Below are 9,750 nucleotides of genomic sequence, written 5' to 3' on the forward strand. Positions count from 1 at the left end.
AAATCGCCGTGACCAACCGCTATAACGAGGCGCTCGCCGCCGCAGGAAACCGATAATGTCTCTGTTAGATACCTTTGTGCAGGTGTTTGAATTCGACACCCGGCAGGCCGATGCGGCGTTTAAAAATGTTCAGCGCTCTACCGACGATATTATTGATGGTATGAAACAGGCGCAGCATGAAGCCGATAAAGCGGCTAAAAGCGTCAGTGATTTTGCCAGCGGCACGGAAACCAGCGTTGCCGCATTAGCCCAGAAAACCCTTGGGGTTCTCGGCGTATTGTTGGGGGTATCTTCCATTTTCAGCGAGTCTGTTTCACGCGCGGAGGAAGTGGAGGCGCTTGATAAGCTGGGCAAGAAGATCAATGTGGCGACGGCGGATGTGGATGCTTTCGCAGGTTCAGTTGCCGAACTGGGGGGCGCGAGGGAAAGCGCTCAGGCTGATTTGTCGGCAATGGCAAAAGCCTTTGGTGGCACCACGGACTCTATGGAGAAAATCCTCGCTACAGCGGATAAAGTAAAGGGGATGAACTTTGATAAAGCCAAAGCGCACCTTGCAAACCTTGGGGCGACGGACGACAAAACGATTGAGTTGATGATGAAAGGCCGTCATGAGATGGAACGCATGATGGGCCTGCAAAAAGAATACTCTGGCATTACCAAAGAGAGTATTGAACAGTCCCGGCGCTTTAACCAGGCCATGCAGGGGTTCAGGCAATCATCCGGCCTGTTAAAAAACAGCTTCCTCGAAATGGTGTTGCCTTACCTGACTAAGGGCATGGAATTCTTAAGTAAATTTGTTGTTTTTTGCCGGGAAAATAAGAACCTCATCATCGGTTTTTTCCTCGCGATCGGTGTGGCTGTTGCAGCGTACTACGTTCCTCCGATGCTTGCCGCCGCTGCTGCCACGCTGGCAGCAACCTGGCCAATACTCGCTATTATCGCCATCATTGCGGCGCTTGCCGCAGCGTTCGCGCTGGTTTACGACGACATCATGAATTTTATCGACGGTAATGATTCAATGATCGGGCGAATTCTTGATGCCTATCCTGAGCTTAAACAGGTCATTATGACGCTGTGGGAAGCATTCAAGACCCTGTTTGAGTACCTGAAAATCGCCGCTAAATTCGTTGCTGATGTAGTGGTTGATGCTTACAACACAATGAATAATGCCCTGAACCAGTTTATTGGCTGGTTGCTGGAGTCAATAAAAAGTCTGGTTAAATGGGGAGCACAGTTCGGGGGCGTCTTCGATAACGTGGCGGATGACGTTGTCGGCATATTTACCTGGATGTGGAAGCAGGTGCAGAAGGTGATTGGCTGGATAAGCGGCGGTCTGGATACCATCCAGAAAGGCTGGTCAGTCGTTGCGGGCTGGTTTGGTGCTGATGATGAAAAAGAACTCACCGTAGAGCGTAAAATCAGCGCTGAGGGAGAGGTGACGCACCGTATTCCTGAAGCTGAACATCCTTCACCACAGCAGGATACACAGAATATGGTCGAGCAGGGAAAAGCCCAAATTGCAGCGGCGAATAATCACCCCCTTAACCCCGTGACCAGCCAGGCGATCAGCAATCGTTCTAGCGTGAAGAATGAAACCACCCTGAATATTGGGGAAGTGAAGGTTGAAACCAAAGCAACCGATGCTAAAGGCATGGCGGCGGGCACGAAAGACGCATTGCAGGAACAGTTGCAGGATTTGGGACAGCAAACGCAAACGGGGCTGGCAATATGATCACTGATGTAAAAATCTTCGATACCGACAGTTTTACCACGCTGTTTGAAACCGCCAGCCCGATAAAAATCAATATCCGCGACGAGCACAAGGCCACCACTTTTCAGGTCGAGTCAGGGGAAACCCGTAGCGATCATGTTGTTGTGCAGGCCGTGGAAATTGGCATGGATCTGATTTTATCCGGTGAGCTTAAAAATGCTTTTGGCCTGATGCAACAAGCCTGGGAACAAAACAAGCTGGTAGGCATTCAGACCAGAGTCAAAACCTACCAGCCTATGCTGCTGGTCAATTTCTACCACGATGAGACCGCTGAGATGGCCGATGCTATCCAGTTGTCTTTACGGTTCACCGAGTGGCGCAGTGTAACACCCGAATACGGAGATCTACCGCCCAAAAAAGTTCAGAAGCCATTGCAGTCCAGTACCGTTAAAAGGGGCGGTGCACAGACAAAATCGGTATCCGAAGAACGGAAAAAATCGGTTCTGGTCAGGGTTCTGGGAGGATAAGCACGATGCGTGAAATACCGTTAAACCCGGTGCCGAACCAGCGCCTGCAAATTACCATTGATGATAACCGCTGGGATCTGACGATCAAAGTCGCGAGAAATATGATGGTATGTGATATTCGCCGCAACGATGAGGTTGTCATGCTGGCAACCAGAGCGACGACCGATGCACCCTTAATACCCTATAGCCATCTGGCCTCAGTCGGTAATTTTGCGTTTATCACAGAACGCGATGCCCTGCCCTGGTATGAGGAATTTGGCAAAACGCAAAGCCTGGTATTCTGGGGGCCGGATGATTGATTTAAGGCGGATCAGGGTGGGGGTAGAAGTCAGCGGGCGTCTACAGTGGTATGAAGGGATGCGCGTAAAGGCAAGCGGCACCAAGTATGCGAATCCGTTGCAGAATGAATGTACGGTCAGCATTGATGGCCTAAATGCGACCACCCGCAATATGCTGTTGACGGAAACTAGCCCTTATAACAAAAGCAAGCGGTCCTCCCGTCTTGTACTGGAAGCCGGGCGGGTGAGTACCGGCGTATTTCGCCTTTTCGTGGGTGATATTGTCAGTGCTGAACCCTCCAGCCCGCCTGACGTGACGCTAACGCTGAAAGCAAAAACAGGTAACGGCAGTGCTCGGGATATCGTGGCAACATCCTCCGGCGCGATGAGTAAACTGAGTGAAATATCCGCAGGGATTGCGCGGGACTGCGGTGTACGTCTGGATTTTCAGGCCACGGATAAAAATATTGCTAACTGGTATTTTTGCGGCTCAAAGCTGAAACAGGTCGAGCGGTTGCAGGATGGCGGCGGCGTTAAAGCCTTTATCGATGATGATGTTCTGTATGTGAAGGACGAAGCCGGGGCGGTCAACGGGCGAATCAAAATTATCAACCAGAATACCGGTATGGTTGGATTACCCAAGGCCACAGAAAAAGGGCTGGATGTCACCTGGCTTATCGACGGTGAATCCAGCTTGGGCGGCACGTTACGGCTGGAGAGTAAATTTAACCCATCTTTAAACGGTGATTACATCATCGAACAACTAAAGTTCGATATCGCTTCACACGATGATCCCTTCTTTTATCAGGCCACCTGTAAACGGGCTTAACCAATGAATAAACCGAATACCGATATCGCCAGTGAATCCAGTCTGGCAGGGCAGCTTATGGGCGCTTTTCGTAACCTGATGATGAACACCGACGATATGTTACCCGCAACGGTAATCAGTTATGACGATGCCATGAACCGTGCGGTGATTAAACCGCTGGTGATGATGGTGTCAACTGAAGGGCAGAGGATAGCCCGCGCCCCTGTTCATAATATTCCTGTTTTCCGCTTTGGCGGCGGCGGGTTCTTTATCCGTGTACCGCTAAAACCGGGGGATTTTGGCTGGCTTAAAGCCAATGACCGCGATATCAGTCTAATTTTTCAGCGCGGCGTTCTGGAGGATGAGCCTAATACCCACCGTCTGAAATCATTCAGTGATGCGATGTTTTTTCCTGACAGCGTTAAAGGCTGGATTGTGGATGGCAAAAATATCGATGCGCTGGTGATCCAGTCGCTGGATGGCAGCGTGTGTCTGGCGTTGCATAACGATAAGTGCGTACTGGATACGCCAGTGTTTGAAGTTAACGCCGCTGAGAGCATTTTTAACGGCAACGTGACGGTGAACGGCAATCACCAGACCAACGGTAACAGTGAGTCAAACGGCGGGACTATGCGACATAACGGTAAAAATATTGGCGCTGAACACCAGCATACCGGTGTTCAGCCGGGATCGGGCAACAGTGGGGTGCCGGTATGATGACGTTTGATGTTAATGAAGGTAATGATATTTACCTCGGAAACGATGGCAACCTGGCTTTGGTTCGTGATGAAGCGGCGGTGAAAAATTGCTGTATGCACTATGCCAGAGCGTTACGGGGTGAAATGCTGCACAGGATGGACAAGGGAATACCTTACTGGAAAACCACCTTTGGCCGCGATGCTGATTTGCCAATGTTTGAGGCGGCATTCCGCGACCGTATGCGGGAAATTTCTCAAGTTCTGGCAGTCGATTCCTTTTCTGCATCGATTGAAAACAACGAGCTTCATTACACCGCCGTGATCAGCACCCTCTACGGGAGGATAACGCTTAATGTCTGATTATCAGTTTATAGCAAGCACAGGAGTGATCATCCCTGACACTTCAACGTTGCGGGAGCAGGTTGAAAATGAGTTCCGGGATGTCTTTGGTCAGGAAATTGACCTGTCGCCGGAAACACCGCAGGGCGCACTTGTCACAATGGAAGTGGAAAATCGGGACGCCATCGCCCGCAATAACGCAGAACTGGCGAACCAGATTAACCCGGACATAGCCGGGGGGATCTTTCTCGATGCTATCTGGGCGCTGATGGGCGGGCAGCGGCTGTCCGCAACGCATTCTTTTTTGACGAATGTGGAGTTTGCAGGCGTACCACAGACTCTGATACCGAAAGGCTCTCTGGCCGAAACGCAGGCAGGGGATGCGTTTGAAACGACCAGCGTACTGATTATCGGGAATGATGGGGTAACAAAAGGTGATATGCGCTCGGTTAAAACCGGGCCAGTAGGCTGTGGGGCCGGTGGACTTGTCCGGGTGGCAAGTTCGGTTCTTGGCTGGGAAACCGTAAACAATCCGGCTGATGCGGTGCTGGGTAGGGTAGCGGAATCCGACATACGTACCCGGCGTCGTCGCAGAAATACGCTCGCCAAAAATACGGTGAGTGTCGGAGAGGCGATCACTTCGGCGCTGTACGATATCGAAGGTGTGGAATCCCTGTCGTATCGTGAAAACTATACGGATGCGGATCAGGTTATTGATGGCGTTCCGCTGGTCAAACACAGTATCTATGTTTGTGTTGATGGCGGGCCGCGTGAGGAAATCGCTGTTGCCCTGCTACGCACTAAAACAGCGGGGGCCGCGTACAATGGCAGTGAAACGGTTGAGGTGACAGAACCGTCCAGCGGTCAGGTGTATAACGTCAAATTTGACAGGCCAAAGGAAATTACCGTGTTTTGTCGGGTGACGGTGCGCAAAAGTCCCTTTGATGCACAGACCCTAATTCCCGATGCGGTTGAAAAATGGGTAGCCGGTGAAACCGATACTGATGATGGCCTGGCGGTCGGGCATGACGTTTCGCCATTTGAAATTGCGGCGGCGGTCAATACGGCTGAACCGCGATTGTTTGTGCTGAAGGTCGAGCTATCAACCGATGGCGTGACCTGGTCAACAGACGTGATCCCCGTGCAGATAAACGCCGTTGCCAGACTCAGGCGCAACGCCGTGCAGGTGGTTATCTTATGACAATACAGTCCCTTGATTTTCATTCCGACTTGCTGAAAGCCATTCTGTGGCAGTATGAAAATTCGGATAATATTAAAGCACTGGCACACTATAAATCTGAGTATTTTAACCGGGCGACAGTGGAGTTCTGGCGTAACTGGTATCGCGATGTGTTTAATATCGATACCGCGAATGATTTTGGTCTGGCGGTATGGGGGCGCATTCTGGATGTGCCGCTGGGTATTGATGTTCCACCCAGCGACAAAAATAAAATCGGTTATGGTTTCGGCGCTAATAAGCGCAATTTTAAATCCAATTTCAGGCGCAACGCTGATTACACGCTGACGCTGACCACAGCGCAAAAGCGTCTGCTGGTGAGAATGCGCTATTTCACCCTGACGGAAAGCCCGACAATTACTAATATCAACGCCTTTCTTCAGCGCTTTTTCAGTGATGAGAACGGCAAAGTATTTGTCCTCGATTCCCTCGATATGTCTTACATCTGGTACGTGTTTAATTTTAACCCGGATGAAAGGTTGCGCCTGCTGCTTGATAATTTTGACCTGCTTCCACGTCCTTCTGGAGTAGGGGCTAAATACCGTATTGTCACCCGTCAGGCATTCGGCTTTGGCGAAAACCGTAAAAACTTCACAAATAACTTCGGAAACTAAACCATGACTAAAGTGTTTAAAACACCCTTCGCTGCGCAGGGTGACAGGACTGCTGTGCCCGTAGAAACGCAGGCTGACGGCTCGGTATCTTACACTCAGGGCTACGGCTATGACTATGAGCGCGACCAGGCGACAGATCCGGCTGCGAAGGATATTGAACGTGAGAAGATGAATGCGCTTTTCCACGATGTTACCGAGGCAACTGGCGAAATGCAGCAGTTCGGCTCTGCTAACTGGTCAGAGGATGGTAAACCTTATCCGATACGCTCACAGGTTTACTACAGCGAGAGAACGTGGCAATCCAGAATAAAAAATAACAACGAAGAACCGGGAAAAGGTAGCGGCTGGATAGAATTCAAAGCCGATGTAAACCCTGTCGATATGCTGTACCCGGTCGGGATAGTGACGTGGTTTGCGCAGAACAAAGATCCTAACGCGCTTTTCCCCGGCACTACGTGGAAATATATTGGGGAGAACCGCACAATTCGTCTGGCCAGTGCTAATGGCAGCGATGTGATGACAACGGGTGGTTCCGATTCGGTCACGCTGGCAGTAGGGAATATCCCCGCACACGGCCACTCATTTTCAGCCAATACCAGCGCCTTTGATTATGGTTCCAAACAAACTACAGGGTTTGACTACGGATGGAAGACTACCAATAGTTTTGATTATGGGACTAAGACAACAAACAGTACAGGTGAACATACCCACAGCGTTAATGGTATAGCTTCTAATGCATCTAATAGCAGGCACTTTTCCGGTGGTTCTGCAGGTGTTTGGACAAATATAACAACAAGTATTAGCGGTGCTCACACCCACATAGTCGGGATTGGTGCCCATGCGCATAATCTATACATAGGTGCACACGATCATTGGGTTGGTATCGGTGCCCATTCCCACTCAGTATCAGGAACCACGTCAAATACAGGATCTGGGACGGCTTTAGGTATAACCAACTCATTTGTAAAACTTATGGGTTGGTATAGAACTGCATAGTAGATAAGTGATACTTCAAAGCGCGAGACTTTTCCCTTTGAAGTATCACACGGATAACAACTACTTACACAACGTGTGTATTTATTTAATGAAAGGGTTTTTATACTTTTTAAGATATTCCTCTCCTAATTTGTACGAAGCATAATCAGTTAGATGTCCTTGATCTCGATAGATAGGAACGTCATCAATGTTCCCAATGCATAATCCACTATTGCATTGTATTTCACTTGGGCCGATGAATATTATGTCAGGATGGCTTTGCCGAATTTTGACGAAAATATTTTCAATTAATTGATTTGGCGTAGTTTTAGCAAAGCTACAGCGGGATGGTGTTTCAATGTTATGTTTTCTGTTTTTATAAGGTGAATAAAAACACTCCATATACCTATTCGGCATGTGTGCAATTTCTTTTACTAAAACCGCTTTTGAACCTGATTTTTCAATCAAATTAACAGCATTATCTAACGCTTGGAAAATGACATTTTCGGCCTCTGCTTGAGTTGCACGTTTATTGTCTGATAGTGCAATGTTACTAAGGTAGTTTGACCATAACTCACCAATTATTACATAATCATATTTTTCTGATTGTATTTTGTTGAAATATTGATTGGTTCTATCGTAACAACTTGTGTTCAGTTTATTAGCTGTTCCCCACTGATATTGTTGTATTTTTGGTAGTGCTAAGCAACTTGAACTACTAATCGCAATAATGTTTATATTCGAATCCTTTCCAAGAACATCGAAAAATTGCCAAAAATGATTTGAATTTGAGTCGCCAATCAGTAGTGCCTTACGATTTGATTGAGCATTTCCAATGCTACAAGTCGGATTATTTGTATCAATAATACCGTTAAAACACTTCTCTCGACTTTTTGAATTTGCCCCATTCAAAAGTGATTCTATGCGGGCATACCCATCACCGAAACGAGATGGGAAACCATTAAATGTTTTACTCATCGAATATAGGGTTGTGGAAAATGTCAGGGGTATTATGGCTAAGGTAATAACCGACACCCGCAATGAAAGTCTTATTTTTCTGAATTTTTTCTCTACAAAGACATAAGAAATATACGATAGAAAAAGTGTTAACAAAAAACAGGTGATTGTGAATGTTGTGTTTTCTTCAATACCTAAATATCTGCCGGTAACAAAAATAGGCCAATGCCAAAGATATAAAGAGTATGATATCGTCCCTATGAAAACTATTGGTGATAGCGAAAGTAACCTAGTTGAAATGCTGGTTGCTGAAGTTCCAGCAAGAATCAAAAAGGCGCTAGCTAAACTAACTATAACCGCATGATAATTGGGATGGCCAACTACAATGTTTCTTTTTGATGCCACATAAAAAAGTGCCACTAAGGAGATAATTCCAAGAAGAGAGGTTATTTTTCCATTTAACCTAAGTTTTTCATAATTAAATATAACAAGACAACTACCAAACATAAATTCAAAAATACGAGACGTCAAAAAATAATAACTTTTATTTTGATATCTACTTGAAAGATAAAGCGACAGGGCAAGCATACATATAGTAATAACACTTGTTACTACTTTTAGTGATTTCTCTGATAAATTTTTACGAAGCAAATAAATACCAAGTGGTAAAAATAAGTACCATTGCCATTCAATTGATAGTGACCAAGTATGCAATAATAAAAGATATTGATTATCTTGTGCTGCATATGCTGTCGTGGCATTTGCGAAGTACTGATTAGAAGTGAGTTGTGTTGTATATTTTAAACTTTTTGCATAGTTAATAAAATCATCTGGCAGATAGAATATCGAAGCTAAAATTAAAGTAAAAATAACCACAGAAATTAGAGCTGGCTGTAATCTCCATAGCCTCCGAATATAAAAATCTGATAATGAGAAAGAACTATTTTCAATCGAACGACTAATTATTTCTGTAATCAAAAATCCTGAAATAACAAAAAATATGTCAACACCAATAAACCCCGATGGGAATAAATCGCTCCCAGCATGGAATATAAGTACAAGGATAACAGCTATTGCTCTTAACCCATCAATATCGGAACGGTAACGCATGAAATTACCTTATAAATGCACTTAATATAAGGCCTCTTGCGAGGCTTAACGTTTTTCTCGTCCTATCACTTTATCAGCCGCCACGCGGGACAGGAAGCCGGAACGGCTACCATATTCAGGATGTGCAGCGACAAACTGATCAATACGGCGGATCAGCAAAGAAGGAAGCGTTACGTTGATTTTTTCCGCTTTTCCCATCAACCGGGTAACGTCAACATCAACCAGCGCCCACACTACCCCCGCATAATCGGGATCGGCCAACCAGTTTTCCACGCTGGTGGCTTCCGGCACCGCATCGCCATCTTCCACCAGTAATTCGATATGTGCGTCGATAGCCTCACGCACGCTCTCAATCGCATCCTGATAGCTGTCGCCGCCAGAGAAGCAGCCTGGAATATCGGGTACGCGAACGCCGAAGGATGAATCGCCTTTATCAATAGCAACAGGGTATAACATTTAAACCTCCAGTAGGTGGGGCTTAAAGCCCCGCCTGTTT

At 46.8% G+C, this 9,750-nt stretch carries 11 protein-coding genes; 9 read left to right on the forward strand and 2 right to left on the reverse strand.

The window, feature by feature from the left end; all coding sequences use genetic code 11:
- Positions 1–55: 55 nt before the first annotated feature.
- The 9 genes from QRY16_RS04140 to QRY16_RS04180 are packed head-to-tail and all read left to right on the forward strand — an operon-like array spanning position 56 to position 7,208.
- A complete protein-coding gene (locus QRY16_RS04140; RefSeq protein WP_289775742.1) occupies positions 56–1,732 on the forward strand; it encodes a hypothetical protein in 1,677 nt (558 codons plus the stop codon).
- Positions 1,729–2,238, forward strand: coding sequence for a phage baseplate protein (locus tag QRY16_RS04145; protein WP_289775743.1), 510 nt, complete (start codon positions 1,729–1,731; stop codon positions 2,236–2,238). The genes QRY16_RS04140 and QRY16_RS04145 overlap by 4 nt, the downstream gene beginning before the upstream one ends.
- Positions 2,239–2,243: 5 nt before the next feature.
- Entirely contained in the window at positions 2,244–2,537 is a 294-nt protein-coding gene (locus QRY16_RS04150; RefSeq protein WP_289775744.1) for a phage baseplate plug family protein, read from the forward strand.
- Complete coding sequence (locus QRY16_RS04155; protein WP_289775745.1) at positions 2,530–3,345, forward strand: baseplate hub protein; 816 nt, start codon at positions 2,530–2,532, stop codon at positions 3,343–3,345. The genes QRY16_RS04150 and QRY16_RS04155 overlap by 8 nt, the downstream gene beginning before the upstream one ends.
- Before the next feature lie 3 nt (positions 3,346–3,348).
- Positions 3,349–4,041 carry a Gp138 family membrane-puncturing spike protein gene (locus QRY16_RS04160; protein ID WP_289775746.1) on the forward strand — a complete coding sequence of 231 codons (693 nt, stop codon included), beginning with the start codon at positions 3,349–3,351 and terminating at the stop codon, positions 4,039–4,041.
- On the forward strand, positions 4,038–4,382 hold the full coding sequence (locus QRY16_RS04165) for a contractile injection system sheath initiator (protein ID WP_193405820.1): 345 nt from the start codon (positions 4,038–4,040) through the stop codon (positions 4,380–4,382). The genes QRY16_RS04160 and QRY16_RS04165 overlap by 4 nt, the downstream gene beginning before the upstream one ends.
- Positions 4,375–5,562, forward strand: coding sequence for a baseplate J/gp47 family protein (locus tag QRY16_RS04170; protein WP_289775747.1), 1,188 nt, complete (start codon positions 4,375–4,377; stop codon positions 5,560–5,562). The genes QRY16_RS04165 and QRY16_RS04170 overlap by 8 nt, the downstream gene beginning before the upstream one ends.
- Positions 5,559–6,212, forward strand: a complete 654-nt coding sequence (locus QRY16_RS04175) for a baseplate wedge 1 family protein (protein ID WP_193405822.1) — start codon at positions 5,559–5,561, stop codon at positions 6,210–6,212. The genes QRY16_RS04170 and QRY16_RS04175 overlap by 4 nt, the downstream gene beginning before the upstream one ends.
- Positions 6,213–6,215: 3 nt before the next feature.
- A complete protein-coding gene (locus QRY16_RS04180; protein ID WP_289775748.1) occupies positions 6,216–7,208 on the forward strand; it encodes a phage baseplate protein in 993 nt (330 codons plus the stop codon).
- A gap of 81 nt (positions 7,209–7,289) precedes the next feature.
- Here the strand turns inward: QRY16_RS04180 and QRY16_RS04185 are convergent, their stop codons facing one another.
- Positions 7,290–9,254 carry an acyltransferase family protein gene (locus tag QRY16_RS04185; RefSeq protein WP_289775749.1) on the reverse strand — a complete coding sequence of 655 codons (1,965 nt, stop codon included), beginning with the start codon at positions 9,252–9,254 and terminating at the stop codon, positions 7,290–7,292.
- Positions 9,255–9,299: 45 nt separating this feature from the next.
- Positions 9,300–9,710, reverse strand: coding sequence for a type II toxin-antitoxin system HicB family antitoxin (locus tag QRY16_RS04190; protein WP_193404497.1), 411 nt, complete (start codon positions 9,708–9,710; stop codon positions 9,300–9,302).
- Positions 9,711–9,750: the final 40 nt, after the last annotated feature.

Origin of the sequence: Mixta mediterraneensis (assembly GCF_030283135.1) — a bacterium.
Lineage (GTDB): Bacteria > Pseudomonadota > Gammaproteobacteria > Enterobacterales > Enterobacteriaceae > Pantoea > Pantoea mediterraneensis.

Excerpts from the sequence above, each read along its gene's own strand:
- QRY16_RS04190 (WP_193404497.1), bottom strand. The coding sequence starts at position 9,710 with ATGTTATACCCTGTTGCTATTGATAAAGGCGATTCATCCTTCGGCGTT.
- QRY16_RS04140 (WP_289775742.1), top strand. The coding sequence starts at position 56 with ATGTCTCTGTTAGATACCTTTGTGCAGGTGTTTGAATTCGACACCCGG.
- QRY16_RS04150 (WP_289775744.1), top strand. The coding sequence starts at position 2,244 with ATGCGTGAAATACCGTTAAACCCGGTGCCGAACCAGCGCCTGCAAATT.
- QRY16_RS04175 (WP_193405822.1), top strand. The coding sequence starts at position 5,559 with ATGACAATACAGTCCCTTGATTTTCATTCCGACTTGCTGAAAGCCATT.
- QRY16_RS04145 (WP_289775743.1), top strand. The coding sequence starts at position 1,729 with ATGATCACTGATGTAAAAATCTTCGATACCGACAGTTTTACCACGCTG.
- QRY16_RS04160 (WP_289775746.1), top strand. The coding sequence starts at position 3,349 with ATGAATAAACCGAATACCGATATCGCCAGTGAATCCAGTCTGGCAGGG.
- QRY16_RS04170 (WP_289775747.1), top strand. The coding sequence starts at position 4,375 with ATGTCTGATTATCAGTTTATAGCAAGCACAGGAGTGATCATCCCTGAC.
- QRY16_RS04185 (WP_289775749.1), bottom strand. The coding sequence starts at position 9,254 with ATGCGTTACCGTTCCGATATTGATGGGTTAAGAGCAATAGCTGTTATC.
- QRY16_RS04165 (WP_193405820.1), top strand. The coding sequence starts at position 4,038 with ATGATGACGTTTGATGTTAATGAAGGTAATGATATTTACCTCGGAAAC.
- QRY16_RS04155 (WP_289775745.1), top strand. The coding sequence starts at position 2,530 with ATGATTGATTTAAGGCGGATCAGGGTGGGGGTAGAAGTCAGCGGGCGT.
- QRY16_RS04180 (WP_289775748.1), top strand. The coding sequence starts at position 6,216 with ATGACTAAAGTGTTTAAAACACCCTTCGCTGCGCAGGGTGACAGGACT.